Raw genomic sequence first — 19,150 nt, forward strand, 5'->3', positions numbered from 1 at the left:
CCTTACCACAGCCATCACCATGATACCTCTTACGCATTATCTGATCCTCTCCGGCGTCCTGTTCGCCATCGGCCTGATGGGGGTGATTGTCCGGCGCGACATCATCGTCATCTTCATGTGCCTGGAAATGATGCTCAGTGCTGCCAACCTGTCCCTGGTAGCGTTTTCCCGCGCCCAGGGCACTATGGGCCTGCCCAACTATGACGGCCAGGCCCTCTCCATCTTTATCCTGACCATCGCCGCAGCGGAAGTGGCTATCGGCCTGGCCCTCATCGTCTCCCTGTACAGGGCCAGGCGCACGGCCAGCACGCAAGATCTCAACACGCTGAAAGACTAAGAGCAACACACTACTCCACGAACATGTTCAATATTGATATTCAATACACCTGGCTTCTGCTCTTCCTGCCGCTGGTCGTAGCCGCCTTTGACTGGTTCCTGCTGACCAAACGTCCTGACGTCGCGGCGCTTACCTCCACCTTCTCCTGCCTGGCGACCTTCGTCCTTTCCCTGGGTCTGCTGGACCGGACCGGATCCGATTCCTTCTCCTGGCTCCCGATTTCCGACATCTTTTCCGTGGACCTGGGTTTCGTGCTGGATCCCCTTTCCTCCCGTATGATGCTGGTGGTCACGGGCATCGGCCTGCTGGTCCATGTTTTCTCTCTGGCTTACATGGCGGACGACAAGGCCAAAACACGCTACTTCGCATGCCTGAGCCTTTTCATGTTCTCCATGACGGGCATCGTCCTGGCGAACAACATCGCCATGACCTTTATCTTCTGGGAATTGGTGGGCCTCTCCTCCTATCTGCTTATCGGCCACTGGTACACACGGGACACTGCCGCCAACGCCGCCAAAAAAGCCTTCATCTGCAACCGCGTCGGGGACTTCGGCTTCCTGATCGGCATTCTGACTCTCTGGGCGCTGACCAACACGCTGGATTTCAGCCTGATGGAAATACCCGCAGGAATCAGTGAAAACCTGCTGAACATTACGGTACTGTGCCTCTTCTGCGGAGCGGTGGGCAAATCCGCCCAATTCCCGCTGCACGTCTGGCTTCCGGACGCCATGGAAGGCCCCACCCCCGTCTCCGCCCTGATCCATGCGGCCACCATGGTAGCCGCCGGCGTTTACATGATGGTGCGCGTCCAATACTCCATCGGCATTGAGGCCTTCCCCGCCCTGGCCTGCAATGTCATTGCCGGCATCGGAGCCATTACGGCCGTCATCGCCGCCTTCATGGCCACCCAGCAGAATGACATCAAACGCGTCCTGGCCTACTCCACCCTCTCCCAGCTCGGCTATATGGTCATGGCCCTGGGACTTCTGGCCGGGGAGGCAGCCATGTTCCACCTCTTCACCCACGCATGGTTCAAGGCTCTGCTCTTCCTGGGCGCCGGTGCCATCATCTTCGCCTGCCACCATGAACAGGACATCTGGAAAATGGGCGGCATCATGAAGCGCATGAAGCTGACTTCCCTCACCTTCATCATTGCCACCATGGCGCTGATTGCCATTCCGTTCACGTCCGGCTTCTTCTCCAAGGAAGCCATTCTGGAAGCAGCCCTTCGCAAAAACCCGGTCTTCTTCTGGATCGGCGCGGGCGTAGCCCTGCTGACAACCTTCTATATGATGCGTGTCATCTTTGTGGTCTTCTTCGGCAAGAGCCGCAGCCACAGTTCGGAACACGCCTCGGAAGTTGGCGGCCTCATGCTGGTGCCCCTGCTGATTCTGGCTGTCCTGGCTCTCATCTCCGGCTACGGGTTCATCGCAGACAGGCTGGTTCCTTTCAACGGATTCGTTTCCGAAAGCTTCCACATGGGCATGCCCTTCTACGTCTCCATGGGGGCGCTGGTGCTCGGAATCCTGCTGGCGGCTGCCTTCTACGCAGGATCCCCGGCTTCTGACAAACTCTCCGGCAATGCCGTTTCCCGGGCTCTCGCCAACCGCCTTTATATTGATCTGTTCTATGATAAAGTGCTGGTCAGGGGAGTCCAGGGCGTTCTGGCCGCCATCATCGACTTTATGGACCAGTTCATCATCTCCGGCCTCATCGTTGGCGGACTGGCGCGGTTGACCGCCGCCATAGGCTCCCTGCTGCGCCGCCTGCAGTCCGGCAACATGGCCGCCTATACGGCCCTCTTCGGCATTGGCCTGCTCCTGGTCATCTACTTTACCGTCTTCTATTCCTGCTAACCTAACCAACCAATCACATACCATGCTTATCTGGCTTGTTCTCATTCCTCTGATTGCCGCGGCCCTCATCGGTCTGTGCAAGGCGCCCGCACGCCCGACAGCCCTGCTCAGCGCCTCCCTGACGCTGGCCCTCGGCATCTGGGCCCTGGTTAGCTTTGACGGCTGTTCTTCCTGCTGGTCCCGCTTTGAAGGGATGGACCTCCAGCTCACGTTGGCCCCGGCCCTGTCCAAAGTAATGCTGTTGCTGACCATCCTGGTTACCTTCGCCACCGTGTTGGGCACCAACCCGCCCCAGGGGGGGGAAGCTTCCTGGTACAACTCCGCCCTTCTGATTTCCGCAGGCGCCACCGGGGCGTTCCTGTCCGACAACATAATCTCCTTCTTCGCCTTCCATGAACTGGCTCTTATCCCCACCTTCGTGATGATCGGCCTGTATGGACGCGGCGACCGCCGCACCACGGCCTGGCGCGCCACGCTTTACCTGGGGCTTGCCTCCATGGTGCTGCTGGCAGCCCTGCTGATGATCGGTACGCAGGCTGGCTTCACCTTCTCCGGCCTGAAAGACTTCATGGCCAGCGGGCGCGAACTTGCCCACGCGGAACTCATCGGGGCCCTGCTCATCGCCGGATTCGGCACGCTGATTTCCCTCTTCCCCTTCCATTCCTGGGCAGCCCCCGCATACGCATCCGCTCCCGCTCCGGTAGCGATGATGCATGCCGGAGTGCTTAAGAAATTTGGCCTGTACGGGCTCTTCATGTTCCAGCCGCTGATGGAAACAGGATTCCTTCCCTGGACGAATATCCTGCTGGTCCTGCTCGTCTGCAATGTCATTTGGGTGGGGTACGTGACCGTCAACCAGAAAAGGCTGGACCTGCTGCTGGGCAACTCTTCCGTGATGCACATGGGCTATATCTTCCTGGCTTTCGCCGCCCTGGTAGTTTCCGGTTCCGCGGAAGCCAATCCCTGGGCGCTGAAAGGGGCTGCTCTGCTGATGCTGGCCCATGGCCTGACAATCGCCCTTCTCTTTCTGCTCTGCGGGCAGATTGAAAAGCAAACAGGCACATTGGAAATCAACTCTCTGGGCGGACTGAGCACCAGGCTGCCGTGCATGGCTTTCGTTTTCGGCCTAGCGGGCATGGCTTCCATCGGCCTCCCCGGCCTCGCCAATTTCCCGGGGGAATTCATGGTCTTCTTCTCCGGTTTCGCCGGTTTCAGCAACGGCTTCGGCCCCGTTCAAATCGCCACCATCCTGTGCCTCTGGGGACTGGTCATCGGCGCGGTATACATGCTGAGGGCCTACCGCAATATTTTCCAGGGAGATTTGTCCAAAGCCTCCGCCTACGCCACGGGACTGCAGCCCTCCGAACGGGCGGCCAACTGCTTCCTGGTCATCGCCCTGGCGGTCTTCGGCTTCTTCCCCACGCTGGTGCTCCAGTTTTTCTCCTGATTTCCTCCCTTCCGAATACAATCCTAGTCTAACCTGATTCTCTTTTACCCATGCAAGCGTATATTCCGGAATTCATCCTGGCCGGCCTGGCAATGCTTTTGCTTCTGGCGGAGACCTTCTGCAAAAAAACGCCCAAATTTATTTTCGGGCTGATTGGCGCGGCGGGAACCCTGGCGATGCTTCCCTTCTACATGGAAGGGCTCTATGACAACATCTACATCATCCTGGCGCTCGTCGCCACAGCAGTCACTCTGTTGCTTTCCGTAGATTTCCGGGCCGTCATCAACCTTTCCTCCAATGATTCCAAATCCCAGGACGGAACGGGGGAATTCTACATCCTGCCCCTGCTGGCCTGCGTAGGCATCACCTCCCTGTGCAAGGCATCCAACCTAGTGGAACTGTTCGTCTCCCTGGAAGTGCTCACCCTGAGTTCCTTCATCATGGTAGGCTACTTCCGGCGGAACCTGGGTTCCACGGAAGCGGGCATCAAGTACCTGATTCTGGGCGCCGTCAGCACGGGGTTTCTCGTTTTCGGCCTGGCCTGGTATTTCGGCATTACGGGAACATTCATTTATAATGAAACGATCGTCAGCCACGCCCTGGCTGGCCAGACAGCCCCCGCCATGTACCTGGCCCTCGCCATGCTGCTGCTCGGTACAGCATTCAAAATCGGCGCAGTTCCCATGCAGCTGTGGATTCCGGATGTGTACCAGGGAGCTCCCACTCCGGTGACAGCTTTCCTTTCCGTAGCCTCCAAGGTAGCCGGATTCGCCCTGCTCGGCATCATCCTGGCCCCATTCGCCGTGCTGCCTCCCGTCGAATTCGTCGTAGCCCTGATGGCCGCCGCCACCCTGCTGGTGGGCAACCTGGGCGCCATTCCCCAGACAAACCTGAAACGCATGATGGGGTATTCTTCCATTGCACAGGCAGGCTTCATTCTGCCCCTGTTTATCGGTACTGTGGACGGCCAGTTGGCTCCGAACGCCCCGTTCTACCTGGCTGTGTACCTGGTCATGACCTTCGGCGCCTTTTTCGCCCTTGCCATGATCCGCATCCAGCGCGGGAGCGAGGAAATTTCCGCGTTCCGCGGTCTGGGCAAAACCAATCCCCGGCTGGCGCTGGCGGTCACCATCATGTTCGCCTCCCTGGCGGGCGTGCCGCTGACGGCCGGATTTTTCGCCAAAATGATTTCTTTCGTGCACGTCATCAATACGGGTCTGTATCTGGATTGGATGCTCCCCGTCATGATCGTCTGCGCAGCATCCGGGTTTTACTATTACTTCAAGGTCATCCGCTCCATGTACTGGGACAAGCCCGCAGAAAACGCAGAACCCGTGCAGGTACCGGCCATTTCCGGAGTCATGCTGGCCGCGTTTTCCATCTTCATCGTGCTGGGGGGCCTGATGCCCCTGTTCCTGAACCCCATCCGGTAACAAACGCGTCCTTTTCCCCCATTCTTCCGAAGGCCGTTTCCCGAATTTTTCGCAGAACGGCCTTCCCCATTCAAGCAAAGCTGTATGTTCCGCGTCGTCTGGCTGAAAGCGGGAAGGGGAAGGAGAGAGTGCGGCTGCCCGGCCTTCCGGACTTACGGTTTCAGCCGTTTCAGAATCTTGAGCAACCAGCCTGAGCCAAGTATTTCTTTTATCACATTCATGCCGGAAAAATTTTGAAAAAAGTGCGGCCTGCCTGCGAGATTTCCCCCAGGCCAAACGTAATTAGCCTGTCCTAATTATTTGCCTGTCCCCCACCCTCCGGGCATCAAATCAGACAACCATCAATCATTCAAAACCATGCGTCTTTTATCCTCCGCCGCCGTCATTTGCGCCGCCCTGTTCTCCGGAACCATCCTTCATGCGCAGGACCCGGAACTGCTGGCCAAGCGCCAGTGCCGTTCCGTCCATATCAACCAGCAGGGGCATCCCTCCCAGGCAAGCGCCCTGTACAATGTAGTGAAAGCCAAAACATCCGTTCCCGGCACCTACTTTTGCGCCATGAATTTTGACGACGGCTATATCGGTTTTCAGGAACAATCCAACGGTAAAAAAGTAATCATCTTCTCCATCTGGGATCCGGTGGCACACGGAGACAACCCCAATGATGTGCCGGAAGAAGAACGCACCAAGCTGGTAAAACTGGGCAAAGATGCGCGCTCCGGACGTTTTGGCGGTGAAGGAACAGGCGGACAAAGCTTCGTGGACTATCCCTGGGCAATCGGGGAGAACATGCGCTTCCTCGTCTGCGTCAAAAAAATGGGGAAATTCAAGGAAATCAGCGGTTATTACTTTAATAATAAAAGCAGGTCCTGGGATCTTATTTCCAAATGGAAAACGCATTCCTCGGAAAAGGAACTTTCCTTCTCCGTCGGATTCGTGGAAGATTTCATGCGTAATTTTGAATCAGCCAAGAAGGCCCGCGGAGCCTTCTTTGGCCCCAGCTTCGCGTACAAGGACGGCAAATGGCATCCCAATACCAGCGTAACGTTCACCGGCGACCCAACCCCCTCCACCAACGTCATGGCGAATATCCAGCCTGATGGTTCCGTGCTGCTTCAGACGGGGGGAACTACGAAAATGACGGATTTCAAGCTGTTCCAAAATCGTCCCCTGCCCCAGAATATCAAGCTGGTCCTGCCTGACAAGGCCGTTACCAGTCTTGTTCAGGAGAACATTAACTGATTATGTCCCCCACCGGCTGGCTAACCATGATTGTTTCCATCGGCGGCGTACTGGCCGCCGCCGCTTGGGCGTATTACAAAGTACTCTCCACCCCCAAGGAAACGGAATATCTGGGCAGCCCCACCCCGCCACTGCCGGAAAATGCGGAGGAATAAGGCCCCGACCCGGTGAACCGCTGCACTCCGGACTGAACAACTCCCCCAAAATCATCTTGCCGCATCCAGAGAGAGCGCATGTCGTCCCGATACCTGAAACAGGGCGGATATAAGGGAGTATTTCCCGGCAGACAGGCAACATAGACCGGTATTCTCCGGGGATATGCACGCGAATCGCGCCCGAATCATTCGGGCCGCACCGGTCCACAGGATTTTTAAACGGTTCTTCTCCTTATCCGTCTGACGGAGGCAAGATGAAGCCCAGCCGGTCAATGCCGTATCTGGCGCATTCCTGCCACAGGGATTTTTCCAGGGCTTCCGCAGTACGGCGGCGTTCATCCTCCGGCATGTTTTCAAAATATTCCGGCCCCAGGTGTTCGCTGATGGCCTTGTCCGCCATACGCGTCACGAGATCTGCCCAAAAAGAGTTGTCCCGGTATTCATCCAGGCAATCCTGGAAAAAGGCGCTTTCTTCATATTCCCGGGTGAAGGCATATCCGCCCAGCTCATCCGCATAGGCAATGCGCCCTTTCAATTTGGAGGTGACGGAAAGCTCTTTCATCAGCCGGGAAACCAAATTCCCCCACGCCGCCAGACGCGCCTCCGCCCCGTCCTGCTGGTTGGAGGCAGCCACCGTGGCGGCAGTGGAAAGCATTTCCGCCAAATCACGCGCTTCCTCGTCGGACAATTTCAACGTCACCGGCATGGGAAATCAAATCAATCCGAGTTTCATTCTGCCCTCCTCGCTGACCATGTCCTGGTTCCAGGGGGGATCCCACACCATTTCCACATCCGCAGCCTCCACCCCTTCCAACGCTTCAATGCGGTCCTTGGCTTCCATGACCAGATGGGGCCCCATTCCGCAGCCGGGCGCCGTGAGAGTCATTTTTACCGCCACATGATGAAGGCCGTTCTCCAGCTCAATGACGGCCACATCGTAAATCAGACCCAAGTTGACGATGTCCACGGGAATTTCCGGGTCATACACACATTTCAGCGTATCCCAGACCCTTTCTTCCAGTGTGGCGTTCTCATCCAGCGCAGCCGCTTCCGGAGAAGGTTCCTCCGCTCCAGCGCCAAGGGCGTCCGCGTTCTCCCTGGAGATACGGGCCAGGCCGTGGTCCGTAGCCACGGTATAGGAGCCGCCCAGTATCTGGGTGATATACACGCGTTCCCCTTCCGGCAGGGTGAGCACATCCCCGCTGGGGATCTGGACCGCCGTCACTTCTCTTTTGAGTTCTACTACCTGGTTCAGCATAAATCCTTGCAATTAAAGGAATATCCGGCTAAGGACATGCACCGGAGGCTTCCGAATGCCATGGGGCAGAACCGGCCCATGGTTCCCGGAACCTTCCGCGCAGGAGCAACATAAGGCGTATTTGCATCACCGTCGAGGTCAAAAATTGTTCAGCCCCGGCCGGAAAAGCCCTTCATGACAGGAAAGAGCATTCCGCCATGTTCTGGAAAAGTCGCCGGAAGCGGAGAGCTTCGTTCTTGCCTAGCGGAGGGAAAAAGTGTAAAAGGTTCGGGCTGCCCGGGCTGCCGTCAGCTCATGGCCGGCTACACGTACATTTTCAACCTGACATTCCATGCTAGATTACTTACGTAAACATACAATCGTCATCATGGCAGCCATGGCCCTGGTGTTTGTGGGCCTCATGTTCGTCGGCGGGGACGTAAGCGGCGGCTCCCTGACCGGCATGTTCAAGCAGACTTTCGTTTCCGTGGACGGGAAATCTTATGGGGAAAAGGATTATAACAATATGGGCAGGACCGGCCTGTCCGTGGCTTTCTCCTTCCCTTCCACCTTCGGTCCGCTGCTTCAGGACAATTTCAGCTCGGAAGAAAACCTGCGCGAACTCTGCCATCTGCTGAAAACAAATAATCCCAATGCGGCTTTCCTGGCCTACCGCGGCATTATCCGCCGGGAGGCGGGACGCCTGGGCTTGACTCCCAGCACCGCGGAAATTGACGATGCCATTTGCAATATTCCAGAGTTCCAGGACGATAAAGGCGTTTTCGACCCCCAAAAATACGATAATTTCATTTCCATGCGTGGCAACATGGGTAAAAAGCTTCAGGAGGAACTGCTGCGCGGTCTGATGGAAGACACCATCAGCCTGGAGCGCATCAAGGACGTGCTGGCCGGGGGTATCTCCGTGGAGCCCGGTTTTGCCGAGGCTGTAGCGGAATCCAACAGCCAGCAAATTACAATCAACACCGCCTTCCTGGAAAAAAGCGCCTTCCGCCCCAAGACGGATCCCGGAGAAGAGGAAATAAAAACCTTCTGGGACAAGCACAAGGAAAATTACAAAAATGAGGAAGCACGCTTCTTCACTGTTTACACTTTCATCCCCGCAGGCGATGCTCAGGCACCCAAGCCCGGAGACATTTCCAACGCCACCATGGAGACTATGAATCTGGTGGAAAATGACATATGGGAACCGCTGAACGCCACCAACGGCAGGAATATGGACCAGGCCATCAGCGAAGCCCTGGCCAAGACTCCCGGCGTCTGCAAAATGGAAAAAAAGTCCTACATGGCCGTAACGCGTAAAAACGCGCCTCAGGAAATCAACCAGGCAATCAACCAATCCGCTTCCGACGGACGCAGCGCCAATCTGCTGGATGTGGCTTTCTCCCTGGCGGGAGCCCCGGCCCTGAATGCGGATGCGGATGCCAAGGCCGTTGAAGAAGCGCGCGCCAAGACCGGAGCCGAACAGATCAGCACCATGCAGGTGCTGGAAAACGGACAAGTCGTCCTGATCCGTCTGGAAGGCATTACCCCGGTCAAAGCCCTGCCTTACGAGACCGCCCGCAACAGCGCCCGCGCCGACCTGCTGGAAAGCATGACCGTTGAATCCATGAATAAGGCCGCCACGGAACTCAATACGGAATTGCAGAAGGCGGAAAAACCCGTAGAACAGTTCAATGCCATTGCCGGAAAAGCCGGTGCCAAAACTGCCTCTTACGGTCCCTTTGTCAATCCAAACGTACTCTTGAGCAGCGTCAACCTGCAAAACGCCAAAACACAGGAAGAGCTCCAGTCTATTCTGGAACGGGCCATGAATTCCCGCCTGGCCCCTCCCAAAGAGCTCCCGTCCCCTGAAGAAGTATTCCAGGCGGCTTCCGTCATCAACCCCGGCCAGATGGCTCAGCCCATCAACACGGGGGACGGCATCCTGCTGACCCAGCTCGTCAAGCGCGAACTGGAGGATACACCGGAATTCCAAATCAAAGCTACCCAGCAAATTGCTCCGGCTCTGACTGCCCAGGCAAAATCCATGATCATGCTGGACTGGCTGAAAGCGTGCATCACCCAATATAAGGTGGAAATCGCTCCCATCCTGAACCAGGAACGCTAACGTTTTCCTTTTCATGACAACCGTCAGCGAGCCCGTCTCCTTCCCACAGGCCCTGAACGCCGTCTGAACGCATTCGCCATGATGGCCTCCGCCCGGAGGCCATCATTTTTATTACTCCTTCTCCATCTCCCTCCTTTTCATCATCCAATGAGCGCCCTGCCCTCCCAGTCCAGATACATCATCGGAACGGAAGCCTGTGAACGTTTCAGCTTCTACGGCATGAAGTCCATCCTCATGCTGTACATGACGGGTCATCTGCTGATGAGCGACAACTGGTCCACCTCCACCCTTCATATTTTTGTGGCAATGGTATATCTGCTTCCCCTGGCGGGGGCCTGGCTGGCGGACAAGGTCTGGGGCCGATATAAAACCATTCTTTATATTTCCCTGCTTTACTGCGTAGGACACGGAGTTCTGGCGACGGCGGATCTTTCCCACACCATTGAAGCGCGCCGTTACATTCTCATGGCGGGCCTGTTCATCATCGCGCTGGGAGCCGGAGGCATCAAGCCATGTGTCTCCGCCTTTATGGGAGACCAGATTCCCAATAAGTCCCCGCAGTTAATGACCAAGGCTTTCAATGCCTTCTACTGGGCTATCAACCTTGGCTCCTTCTTCTCCTTTCTGGTCATTCCGGCCATGGAACAGCGTTACGGGTACAGTTGGGCGTTTGCCGTCCCGGGCCTCTTCATGGGAGTTGCCACCTTCGTCTTCTGGCTGGGCCGCAAAAACTACCACAAAACGCCTCCGGCCCGGAACAGCGGGCAGCCCGGCTTCTGGAAAGTCCTTTTCATCATCCTGTTCCACGGAGGCTGGAAAAACGCGGAACAGCGCTGCGGAACTTCCGCCGTGGAAGACACCCGGCACATCCTGAAAATCCTTTCCATCTTCGCCTTTATCATTCCATTCTGGTCCATTTTCGAACAGACGGCTTCTTCCTGGGTATCCCAGGGCAGCAGGATGATTCCTCTTTCCATCCCGCTCCCGGGCGGTTCCTGGTCCATCGGGCCGGCCCAAATCCAGGCGGCCAATCCCATTTTCGTCATGGTGTTCATCCCCCTCATCACCGTATTTGTTTATCCCAGGGTGGCAACGCTGGCAAGGCCCCTGGTGCGCCTCGGAACGGGATTGGCCCTCAGCTCCGCTACATTCCTGATTGTCGCTTTCCTGCAATACCGGCTGGAGGAAGGAACCTCCATGTCCATCGCATGGCAGCTGATTCCTTACTGCGTACTCACCATCTCTGAGATCCTGGTCAGCACCACCGGCCTGGAATTCGCCTATACGCAAGCCCCGGCGCATTTAAAAAGCCTCATCACCAGTTTCTGGAACCTCACTATCTTTGCAGGCAACATGCTGGTGGCCGCAATTACTTTTTTCCTGTCCAACGGAGAATCAGCCAACGCCATTTCCACGGACCGCTTCATCCTGTACGCCGTGCTCGCCGCCGTAGTGGCGGTCGCCTACTCCTTCCGGGCGCGCAGGTACGGAAAAACGGAATAAAGAAAGCACTGCCGTTCCCCGGGCGCGTGGCCGGGTTAACCATGTTTTGAAAAAACAATCAGACCGTAACCAGCATGCGCTCCTCCCATTCCCTCCGGCAGGTTTCTTTTTGGGAAAATGCCGGAAGACACAAATTACATAAGGAGGACATGACCGGACAAAAACTCCTTGAAGCAGGTCAGGAGATACGGCAGTCGTTAAGCAGCTCGTCCATGTAAAAGGTCATTTCCGCCAAAGCTTCACGATATTCCGTTTGGGGAAGGAGCCACAGAATTTCGCGGGCCGCCTCGTTTTTCTCCAGAGCTACCTGAATCGCCTTGTCCAGAGCCTCTGCAAAAACGGGATTGTCCTGAAAGGCGGAGTAATCCACTACTTCACGGTTTTCAATGGCGTCCCGCAGGGTAGCTTCCACATTCCTGTCACCGCATTCCAGCAAATTGAAGATGGGAAGAGTCAGCTTGCCCTTGGTGGCGTCCGTATGAAGCGTCTTTCCGGCATCGTCTTCATCTCCCACCATGTCCAGGCAGTCGTCGTAAATCTGGTAAGCCACACCCAGCAGATCCCCCAGCTGGTAAAGGGATTCCTCCACTTCCGGGGTTACTCCGGAAATCCAGCCAGCCCCCCCCGTAGCTGCGGAGAAAAGGGAAGCGGTTTTTTTCCGGATGATTTCAAAATATTCCTCGCGGGTCATGCTCAGATCATACAGGCGGCTGGACTGGGCTACCTCCCCCTGGCATACGTTCCTGACGGTATTCGCCAGCCTGCGGCAGAATTCCGTGCTGCCGAATTCCGTACCCAGCACCATGGCATGAGAAAAGAGGACATCCCCCAACAGTACGGCGAGGCTGTTGCCCCAGAGGGCATTCGCCGTAGCCTCGTCCCGGCGTTTGTCGGCCTCGTCAATCACGTCATCATGCACAAGGGAAGCCAGATGCACCATTTCCAGCAAAGCACCCAGGCGGATATGGGCAGGCTTGATGCCGCCCGTAGCACCGGCAACCAGCAGAACCAGGGCCGGACGAAGCATTTTACCCTTGGACTGGCATACCGTTTCCATGTAATCGGCCACTTCCGGGTCAAAACATGATGATTGCGCTTCAACAAACTCGGAAACCTGCTTCAATTCCGGCTTAACCAGTTGAAGATAATGCTTCTGGGATCGTAATTTCGAAAAGAACGGAATGGACATGATATAGAACGGGGGCGGCGCTGGTCAGCGCCGCAGGGATTGTGGCATATTTAAAGTTCCCTAGCAATGTATTTCACAGGGCATCTTTTTCATAACCGGACGGCAATCCGCCAAACCCGGTCCGCCAGGCACCGGGCCCCCTCCCGGGATAAGGCTCATTTTGACCTTGAGCCAGGAGTTTTTCCTTCTACACTGAGCCATCATGAGAGCCTTGGTCTATGATTGCAGCGCGGGCATCAGCGGAGATATGAATCTGGCCGCCCTGATTGATTTGGGAGCGGACCGGGAAAACCTGGAACGGGAACTGTCCAAATTGCATGTGCACGGGGAGTGGAAGCTGGAATGCCGCCGGGCGCAGCAGCACGGCATCCGGGGAACACGGATTGACGTACTGACGGAGGAAGAAGGGCACTCCGGCAGCAGCCATGCGCACCATCACCGGACTATGGCGGATATACGAACACTTATTGAGACAAGCGCCCTTTCCAATACCGTAAAGCGGACGGCCCTTTCTATTTTCACCCTGCTGGCGGAGGCGGAGGCCCGCGTACACGGCACTACTCCTGAAGAAGTACATTTCCATGAGGTGGGCGCGGTGGATTCCATCATCGATATCGCGGGAGCTGCCATCTGCCTGGAAATGCTCCGGGTGGACGCCGTCTTCACCGGACCGGTGGAGCTGGGGTCTGGCACCGTAACCTGCCAGCACGGAACAATGCCCGTTCCTGCGCCGGCAACGGCTTTGCTGGCGAAACATTTCCGGGCCACCTTGAATGGAACCACCCATGAGGCCACTACACCCACCGGAGCCGCCTATATTGCCGCCCTGGCGCAGCCCGTCCCCGCTCCGCTGGCAGGCCGTATTACCGCAACCGGCTATGGAATCGGCCACCGCCAGGGACTTCCCGTACCGAATATTCTGCGGGTGATGCTGGTAGAAACGGAAGAAGAGGAAACTTCCCCGGAACTGCTGACGGAGCTGTGCGCCAATATAGACGATATGACGCCGGAACAGACAGCCTACCTGGCGGAAAAGCTGATGGAGGCAGGCGCTCTGGATACCTGGCAGGAGTCCGTCTGCATGAAGAAAGGCCGTCTGGCAGTCAAGGTTTGCGCCCTGTGCCAGCCGGAACAGACGGACCGCGTGCGGGAAGCCTTCTTCCGGCACAGCAGCACACCGGGCATCAGGCAGCATGGCATGCTCCGCCATCTTTTGCGCCGGGAAAGCGCTCCTGTCCCTACGCCCCATGGAACGGTTCATGTAAAAACTTCTTTTATGCACGGCCGCCCCCATTACCGGAAAGCGGAATTTGATGATTGCAGAATCCTGGCGGAAAAAACCGGATTGCCGCTGGGACAATGCCAGCTGATGGGGCTTTTTCCCACATCTTCCCATGACAACGACGCCACAGACTCCGTTTGAACGGCTTCGCGCCGTCCTTCTCCCCAGGAAACGCATTGCTGTCGCCTTGTCCGGGGGGCTGGACAGCAGCGTGTTGCTTGCCGCCGCCGTCCGTATCCTGGGAGCGGATCACTGCCTGGCACTGACTGCGCGAACGCCCTACGTGATGGAGGAGGAAGTGCGGGACAGCACGGCGTTGTGCCGCCGCCTGGGCGTCCGGCAGGAAAAACTGGCGTTTCCCATCCTTCCCGCCCTTGCGAATAATCCTCCCCTGCGCTGCTACCTGTGCAAGCATGCCCTGTTTTCCTCCCTGGCAGCCAGAGCGGCTGAGATGGGGTTCCCCCTGCTGGCGGACGGATCCAATCTTGACGACCTGGACGATTACCGGCCAGGCCGCAAAGCTTTGCAGGAACTCGGCATCCCGAGTCCCTTTCTGGAAGCTTCCATGGATAAGGCGGATATCCGCCGGCTGGCCTGCCGGCTGGGTCTTCCGGAATCAGTCAGCGGCAAACCGGCCTACGCATGCCTGCTGACCCGCCTGGAACACAACCGCCCCGTAACGGAAGTTCTGCTGAGACGCGTGGACGCAGCGGAATCTTTCCTGAGAACCCTGGGGCTGAAAGGCTGCCGTGTCCGTGTTCACGGAGACAGCCTAGCCCGCATTGAATTGCCGGAAAAGGAACGTAAACTGTTCTGGGACGGACAGCTTGCCTCCACTGCAGCACGCCGGCTGCGGGAACTGGGCTTCCGGCACATCACCCTGGATCTGGAAGGATATTCCAGAGGGAGCATGAACGAACCCTCATGAACGACATCACCTCCATTCTGCATCAGTTTAAAAAAGGCCTCCTTTCTGCGGAAGAAGCGGAGGAAAAAATCAGAGCCGGCACCGTATCCGCTCCTTCCCATACGGACATTGATTACAGCCGCCTGGAACGCACCGGGTGCCCGGAAGTCATTTACGGCGCAGGAAAAACGCCGGACCAGATTGAAGAGATAGCCCGCAGCCTGCTTGCCGCCGGACAAAATGTTCTGGCCACGCGTCTGAGCGGGGAAGCTCTGGACTACCTGAACCGCGCCTTTCCGGCGGCGGACATGCACCCGGAAGCCCGTCTCATGCGCATTGTTCCGAATCCCGTTCCGCGGACGGCGGGCTTCGTCGGCATCGTCAGCGCGGGGACCTCGGACCAATACGTAGCGGAGGAGGCCGCCCTGACGGCGGAATTTCTGGGCAGCCGGGTAGTCCGGTACCGGGACTGCGGCGTGGCCGGCCTGCACCGCCTGGTTTCCCATCTGGACTCCATCCGCCAAGCTACTGCGCTGGTGGCCGTGGCGGGCATGGAAGGAGCTCTCCCCAGCGTGCTGGCAGGCCTGGTAAAGGTTCCTGTGATAGCCGTGCCTACCAGCGTGGGCTATGGAGCCAATTTCCGCGGGGTAACCACCCTGCTCGCCATGATGAATTCCTGCGCCAACGGTGTTTCCGTCGTCAACATAGACAACGGCTTCGGGGCCGGTTTCAACGCCCACCTGATCAACAGCCTGGCATCCCGGCCCAGCTGAGGGCCGCCTGTCCATGACGGAACCTCCGGCATCCGTCATGGACAGATCCTCCGAATAGGCGTTAAATGTTCCGGAAACATCCCTCTCCATTCCCGTCATGACCAGATTTCCCCTGTTCCATGCCTTCTCCTGCTCCCTGCTGGCCCTGGCTTCCCAGTCTCTTGGGTGGCAGATCTCCGGAGAATCCGTTCCCGCTGTCCCCCAGGAATTCCGCGCGGCATGGATATCCACCGTTCATAATATTGACTGGCCCTCCCGTTCCGGCCTCTCCGGAGCAGCCCAGCGCGCGGAGCTGCTGAACATCCTGAATACCTGCGCCCAGTTGAAGCTGAACGCCGTGTTTCTCCAAGTGCGCCCGAATGCCGACGCCCTGTACCGCTCTTCTCTGGAGCCGTGGAGCCAATGGCTTTCCGGCCCGGGCGTCAATCCTGGGTATGATCCTCTGGCTTTCGCCATTCAGGAGGCTCACCGCCGCGGCATTGAACTGCACGCCTGGTTCAACCCATTCCGGGCAAAGGCCAACGTCAAGCATGCCGTAGGCCGCAACCATATTTCCCTCACACGCCCTGATTTGATGAAGCGAAACGGCTCCGTGCTGCTGATGAACCCCAGCGCCTCCGCCTCCCGTGACCACGCGCTGAAGGTTATCATGGACGTCGTGCGCCGCTACGACATTGACGGGGTGCACCTGGACGACTATTTCTACCCCTATCCCACTCCCGGCCGCACCTGGTCTCCCGCCAGCTTTGGAGACGGGAAATCCCCCTCCCAGCGCCGGGGCTACATTGACGACTTCGTGCAGGACATGTACAAATCCGTCAAATCTTCCAAACCCTGGGTGCGGGTGGGCGTCAGCCCGTTCGGCATCTGGAGGCCGGGCGTTCCCGGCGGCATTGAAGCGGGTGTGGACGCCTACGAGCATCTGGCGTGCGACGCCCGCAAGTGGCTTTCCCGCGGATGGGTGGATTACCTGGCCCCCCAGCTTTACTGGCGCTGCAGCCCGGCCAAGCAGAGCTTTCCCGCATTGATGCAATGGTGGGCCGCCCAGAACTCCAGACGCCCGGTGTGGCCCGGCATCGCCACGGCACGTATCATGAGCAGCGAAGACCCGGGCCGCCCCGCCTCTGAAATAGCGGCGCAGGTCAACTACTCCCGCAGCCTTGCCAGAACCGCCCCCGGGCAATGCTTCTGGAGCATCAAATCCATCATGCGGAATGCCGGAGGCATCCAGAAATACCTGAACAGATTGTACCCATCCATGGCCGTTCCGCCCGCCATGCCCTGGTGCGGAACCGGCACCCCCGGACAACCGCAGAATTTTTACGTGGCGGACAATGGTTCCACCGTAACCCTCTCATGGCAACCGTCCGGCAATCCTTCGCGGAAATGGGCCGTCCAGGCGCGCTACGGCAGCCAGTGGGCCACGCGCATCCTCCTTCCGGGCAACCAGACCCGCGTAACCCTGCCCAAATCCTTCCTGGGGGATGCGGGATCTGTCGCCGTCAGGGGCGTCAGCGTCTATGGGGCCCAGGGCCCGGCAGCAGCAGCCAGAAGGTAGAAAAGCTTTTTCCCAGCTGCCTCTACAAGAAGAAAAATAGAACCCCGAGGTTCCTGTTTTTTGAACAACTCAAAAACAACCCATGTCCAAACACCCATGCATTCCCATGGCGCGGACATGAACAGAAGGCGTTTTATTGCTCTTTCCTCATTGGCGGCGCTGGGAACAATCAGCCAGGCCCGGGCAACAGGGCCATCCATACAACCACAGCACAAGATGACTAAACAGCAAGATCCCTCCACGATCGGCTATGCCGACGGCAAATATGTACTGCCACCCCTTCCGTACGCCTACGACGCGCTTGAACCCATGCTGGATGAAAAGACCGTGCGCATCCACCACGACAAGCATCATGCGGCCTATGTCGCCGGCGCCAATGCCGCGGCTGAAAAGCTCCGTGAAATTGCGGACGGGAAACTGGACGCTTCCGCCACCACCAACTGGGTGCGTAATTTGTCCTTCAATGCTTCCGGCCATGTTCTCCATACCATTTACTGGACCAACATGACGCCTGATCCCAAAAAAGAGCCGCAAGGTCCTCTGGTAGATGCCATCAAGGAAAAATTCGGTTCTCTGGAAGCTATGATGAAGGAATTCAAGGCGGCTTCCCAGGGCGTGGAAGGTTCCGGCTGGGGTATTCTGGGCGTGGACCCCATCAGCAAGACGCTGGTAATCTGCGGGGCGGAAAAACATCAGAATCTGGAAATTCCCGGCCTTGTCCCCATTCTCGTCTGTGACGTTTGGGAACACGCCTATTATCTGAAGCACCAGAACCTCCGGGCGGACTATATTGAAGACTTCTGCCGCCTGATCAACTGGGACGATGTGGAACGCCGCTACCAGGAGGCTATGGCTTCCTGACCGTTTTTGCAGAAGTTGATTTTTCCTATCCCCAAACGGCACGGGCTTTCTGTAGTCCGCGCCGTTTTTTAACGTATTTTCATCTCGCTCTTGCATCCGGCACGGCAATAGGGCATACTGTTGCAGACTAATTATCTATCATTACACGCATGAAAAAAGTTTTCGTCTCCGGCTGCTATGATATCGTCCACGCCGGCCATATCCAGTTCTTTGAAGAAGCCCGCGCTCTGGGCGACTATCTAATCGTCTCTTTCGCTTCGGAACCCGTGCTGTGGCACCACAAGCAGCGCAAGCCGTCCATTCCGGACGAACACAAAAAAGTTCTGCTGGAAAGCCTGCGCATGGTTGACAAGGTTATCCTGGGTACCGGCATGAAAAAGGGCCTGGATTTTGAAGAAGAGTTTCTTCAGGAAAAACCGGATATCCTGGCTGTGACGGAAGATGACCTTTACAGCGATATCAAGAAGGAGCTGTGCGCCCGCGTCGGAGCCAATTACTTGGTGCTCCCCAAGACGCCCCCCAAATTCACTCCCGTCTCCACCACCATGCTGGTGAACCGCATCAAGGCTCCGTCCGCCGTACCGCTTCGCGTGGACTTTGCCGGGGGATGGCTGGACGTGCCCCGCTACGCCAGAAAAGGCTCCTATGTGGTCAACTGCGCCATCACCCCCATGGTTTCCCTCTGCGAATGGCCGTATGAAAAACGCTCCGGGCTGGGAGGCAGCGGCGCGTGGGCCATGCTGGAAGGGCGCGATCCGGTCGCGTCCGAACTCGCTCTGGGCGTCGGTTGGCAGGATCCTGCCGTCATTGCGGAAACGGGGTTGTGCGTATGGCGCTCCGGCAGTTCTCCGGTGCTGGATGTCAAAGGCACGGGTGACTTCCTGGAAGGAAGAATGGCCATTCTATATACGGGTGAAGAACACGATACCCCAAAGATGGCGGATGAACAACGGGACTACGTACGCATCTCCCAATCCTCCCTCATTGCCCGCACCGGAGTTCTGGAACGCAACATCAATACACTGGCGGCAGGCGTAGCCCTGTATTACAGTGTGCAGCTTGACGAAGGAATGCGCCCCCTGCCGGATATTCCCAATGCCCTTGCAAAAAAATATCTGGGAGGCGGCTACGGGGGATACGCCCTGTACCTTTTCCCCTGCCGGGATGATCGCGACCAGGCTGTCAAGGACAATCCGGCAATGAAACGGGTGGAGCCGTATTGCCGCCAGCTGTTCAAGTAAA

At 57.4% G+C, this 19,150-nt stretch carries 17 protein-coding genes; 14 read left to right on the top strand and 3 right to left on the bottom strand.

The window, feature by feature from the left end:
* Positions 1-19 precede the first annotated feature (19 nt).
* The 6 genes from nuoK (at position 20) to BHW66_RS11335 (ending at position 6,470) form a co-directional block, all read left to right on the top strand.
* Positions 20-337, top strand: a complete 318-nt coding sequence (gene nuoK / locus BHW66_RS11310) for an NADH-quinone oxidoreductase subunit NuoK (protein ID WP_012420642.1) — start codon at positions 20-22, stop codon at positions 335-337.
* A gap of 23 nt (positions 338-360) precedes the next feature.
* Positions 361-2,193 carry an NADH-quinone oxidoreductase subunit L gene (gene nuoL / locus BHW66_RS11315; protein ID WP_031931130.1) on the top strand — a complete coding sequence of 611 codons (1,833 nt, stop codon included), beginning with the start codon at positions 361-363 and terminating at the stop codon, positions 2,191-2,193.
* 22 nt (positions 2,194-2,215) lie between these two features.
* Positions 2,216-3,640 (top strand): NADH-quinone oxidoreductase subunit M, encoded by a 1,425-nt coding sequence (locus BHW66_RS11320; protein ID WP_046435758.1) that lies wholly within the window; start codon positions 2,216-2,218, stop codon positions 3,638-3,640.
* Positions 3,641-3,690: 50 nt separating this feature from the next.
* Complete coding sequence (locus tag BHW66_RS11325; protein WP_046435759.1) at positions 3,691-5,073, top strand: NADH-quinone oxidoreductase subunit N; 1,383 nt, start codon at positions 3,691-3,693, stop codon at positions 5,071-5,073.
* Positions 5,074-5,430: 357 nt separating this feature from the next.
* A complete protein-coding gene (locus BHW66_RS11330) occupies positions 5,431-6,315 on the top strand; it encodes a DUF3472 domain-containing protein (protein WP_012420638.1) in 885 nt (294 codons plus the stop codon).
* Positions 6,316-6,317: 2 nt separating this feature from the next.
* Positions 6,318-6,470 (top strand): hypothetical protein, encoded by a 153-nt coding sequence (locus tag BHW66_RS11335; protein WP_012420637.1) that lies wholly within the window; start codon positions 6,318-6,320, stop codon positions 6,468-6,470.
* Between the two features lie 232 nt (positions 6,471-6,702).
* On the opposite strand, the gene BHW66_RS11340 is transcribed toward BHW66_RS11335, so the two are convergent.
* Complete coding sequence (locus BHW66_RS11340; RefSeq protein WP_046435760.1) at positions 6,703-7,176, bottom strand: hypothetical protein; 474 nt, start codon at positions 7,174-7,176, stop codon at positions 6,703-6,705.
* 6 nt (positions 7,177-7,182) lie between these two features.
* Positions 7,183-7,728 carry a putative Fe-S cluster assembly protein SufT gene (gene sufT / locus BHW66_RS11345; protein WP_012420635.1) on the bottom strand — a complete coding sequence of 182 codons (546 nt, stop codon included), beginning with the start codon at positions 7,726-7,728 and terminating at the stop codon, positions 7,183-7,185.
* Between the two features lie 331 nt (positions 7,729-8,059).
* Between sufT and BHW66_RS11350 the strand changes: the two genes are divergently transcribed.
* A complete protein-coding gene (locus BHW66_RS11350) occupies positions 8,060-9,835 on the top strand; it encodes a SurA N-terminal domain-containing protein (RefSeq protein WP_182916062.1) in 1,776 nt (591 codons plus the stop codon).
* Positions 9,836-9,982: 147 nt separating this feature from the next.
* On the top strand, positions 9,983-11,338 hold the full coding sequence (locus BHW66_RS11355) for an MFS transporter (protein WP_046435762.1): 1,356 nt from the start codon (positions 9,983-9,985) through the stop codon (positions 11,336-11,338).
* 178 nt (positions 11,339-11,516) lie between these two features.
* Here BHW66_RS11355 and BHW66_RS11360 read toward each other — a convergent pair whose 3' ends face one another.
* On the bottom strand, positions 11,517-12,527 hold the full coding sequence (locus BHW66_RS11360; RefSeq protein ID WP_012420632.1) for a polyprenyl synthetase family protein: 1,011 nt from the start codon (positions 12,525-12,527) through the stop codon (positions 11,517-11,519).
* A 202-nt stretch (positions 12,528-12,729) separates the two neighbouring features.
* Here BHW66_RS11360 and larC point away from each other — a divergent pair, with 202 nt between their 5' ends.
* From larC to BHW66_RS11390, 6 genes are all read left to right on the top strand, one after another.
* Positions 12,730-13,950, top strand: a complete 1,221-nt coding sequence (gene larC / locus BHW66_RS11365; RefSeq protein ID WP_046435763.1) for a nickel pincer cofactor biosynthesis protein LarC — start codon at positions 12,730-12,732, stop codon at positions 13,948-13,950.
* A complete protein-coding gene (larE, locus tag BHW66_RS11370; RefSeq protein WP_031931122.1) occupies positions 13,922-14,737 on the top strand; it encodes an ATP-dependent sacrificial sulfur transferase LarE in 816 nt (271 codons plus the stop codon). Before larC ends, larE begins: the two co-directional genes overlap by 29 nt.
* Positions 14,734-15,489 carry a nickel pincer cofactor biosynthesis protein LarB gene (gene larB / locus BHW66_RS11375; protein WP_046435764.1) on the top strand — a complete coding sequence of 252 codons (756 nt, stop codon included), beginning with the start codon at positions 14,734-14,736 and terminating at the stop codon, positions 15,487-15,489. The genes larE and larB overlap by 4 nt, the downstream gene beginning before the upstream one ends.
* Before the next feature lie 97 nt (positions 15,490-15,586).
* Complete coding sequence (locus tag BHW66_RS11380; protein WP_046435765.1) at positions 15,587-17,047, top strand: family 10 glycosylhydrolase; 1,461 nt, start codon at positions 15,587-15,589, stop codon at positions 17,045-17,047.
* A gap of 216 nt (positions 17,048-17,263) precedes the next feature.
* Positions 17,264-17,908 (top strand): superoxide dismutase, encoded by a 645-nt coding sequence (locus tag BHW66_RS11385; protein WP_046435883.1) that lies wholly within the window; start codon positions 17,264-17,266, stop codon positions 17,906-17,908.
* 149 nt (positions 17,909-18,057) lie between these two features.
* Positions 18,058-19,149: an adenylyltransferase/cytidyltransferase family protein gene (locus BHW66_RS11390; protein WP_046435766.1), complete on the top strand. Its 1,092-nt coding sequence runs from the start codon at positions 18,058-18,060 to the stop codon at positions 19,147-19,149.
* The last annotated feature ends 1 nt before the right edge of the window (position 19,150 follow it).

The organism is Akkermansia sp. 54_46 (assembly GCF_001917295.1).
GTDB lineage: Bacteria > Verrucomicrobiota > Verrucomicrobiia > Verrucomicrobiales > Akkermansiaceae > Akkermansia > Akkermansia muciniphila.

Bases quoted from the DNA above. Each gene is read 5' to 3' on its own strand.
- BHW66_RS11320 (WP_046435758.1), top strand. From the start codon at position 2,216: ATGCTTATCTGGCTTGTTCTCATTCCTCTGATTGCCGCGGCCCTCATC.
- larE (WP_031931122.1), top strand. From the start codon at position 13,922: ATGACAACGACGCCACAGACTCCGTTTGAACGGCTTCGCGCCGTCCTT.
- BHW66_RS11335 (WP_012420637.1), top strand. From the start codon at position 6,318: ATGTCCCCCACCGGCTGGCTAACCATGATTGTTTCCATCGGCGGCGTA.
- nuoK (WP_012420642.1), top strand. From the start codon at position 20: ATGATACCTCTTACGCATTATCTGATCCTCTCCGGCGTCCTGTTCGCC.
- BHW66_RS11360 (WP_012420632.1), bottom strand. From the start codon at position 12,527: ATGTCCATTCCGTTCTTTTCGAAATTACGATCCCAGAAGCATTATCTT.
- nuoL (WP_031931130.1), top strand. From the start codon at position 361: ATGTTCAATATTGATATTCAATACACCTGGCTTCTGCTCTTCCTGCCG.
- BHW66_RS11385 (WP_046435883.1), top strand. From the start codon at position 17,264: ATGACTAAACAGCAAGATCCCTCCACGATCGGCTATGCCGACGGCAAA.
- BHW66_RS11325 (WP_046435759.1), top strand. From the start codon at position 3,691: ATGCAAGCGTATATTCCGGAATTCATCCTGGCCGGCCTGGCAATGCTT.
- sufT (WP_012420635.1), bottom strand. From the start codon at position 7,728: ATGCTGAACCAGGTAGTAGAACTCAAAAGAGAAGTGACGGCGGTCCAG.
- BHW66_RS11340 (WP_046435760.1), bottom strand. From the start codon at position 7,176: ATGCCGGTGACGTTGAAATTGTCCGACGAGGAAGCGCGTGATTTGGCG.
- larC (WP_046435763.1), top strand. From the start codon at position 12,730: ATGAGAGCCTTGGTCTATGATTGCAGCGCGGGCATCAGCGGAGATATG.
- BHW66_RS11330 (WP_012420638.1), top strand. From the start codon at position 5,431: ATGCGTCTTTTATCCTCCGCCGCCGTCATTTGCGCCGCCCTGTTCTCC.
- BHW66_RS11380 (WP_046435765.1), top strand. From the start codon at position 15,587: ATGACCAGATTTCCCCTGTTCCATGCCTTCTCCTGCTCCCTGCTGGCC.
- larB (WP_046435764.1), top strand. From the start codon at position 14,734: ATGAACGACATCACCTCCATTCTGCATCAGTTTAAAAAAGGCCTCCTT.
- BHW66_RS11355 (WP_046435762.1), top strand. From the start codon at position 9,983: ATGAGCGCCCTGCCCTCCCAGTCCAGATACATCATCGGAACGGAAGCC.
- BHW66_RS11390 (WP_046435766.1), top strand. From the start codon at position 18,058: ATGAAAAAAGTTTTCGTCTCCGGCTGCTATGATATCGTCCACGCCGGC.
- BHW66_RS11350 (WP_182916062.1), top strand. From the start codon at position 8,060: ATGCTAGATTACTTACGTAAACATACAATCGTCATCATGGCAGCCATG.